The sequence below is a fragment of the Paenibacillus sinopodophylli genome (assembly GCF_005930355.1).
GTDB lineage: Bacteria > Bacillota > Bacilli > Paenibacillales > Paenibacillaceae > Pristimantibacillus > Pristimantibacillus sinopodophylli.
The window spans coordinates 1-400 of record NZ_VDBO01000068.1 but is presented as its reverse complement, the minus strand read 5'-3'; the positions used below and the strand labels follow the sequence as shown (position 1 = coordinate 400).

Sequence of the window (400 nt, the reverse complement as noted above, 5' to 3'; positions counted from 1 at the left end):
TAAGCGTATTTCCGTTCAGCGTCAACGTTACAGCTACATCTGCTTGCGCAGCTGTTTCTTTATCAAAGGCTGCTGTCATTTGGCTCAATTGGCTGTTTTGCGGCGTTGTGTCGCTCACCGTTACCGCCAATGTCTGAGCAGCACCCGCGCTGAAGTTGAATGCTAGGTTCGTCGTGCCTACAGATTGTTGTGCCAAGTAAGATTTCTTAATCGTTACCGTGTTGCCCACTACGGTGTAATCTGTTCCCGCTGTCAGTGTTGCCGCACCATTTGTAAGGGTACTAAGCGTATTCCCGTTCAGCGTCAACGTTACGGCTACATCCGCTTGCGCAGCTGTTTCTTTATCAAAGGCTGCTGTCGTTTGGCTCAATTGGCTGTTTTGCGGCGTTGTGTCGCTCAC

1 protein-coding gene is annotated in these 400 nt (G+C 50.2%); it reads right to left on the bottom strand.

From position 1 onward, the window contains the following. A partial coding sequence (locus FGT79_RS30690; protein ID WP_281286057.1) for a X2-like carbohydrate binding domain-containing protein occupies positions 1 to 400 on the bottom strand: 400 nt, incomplete at both ends.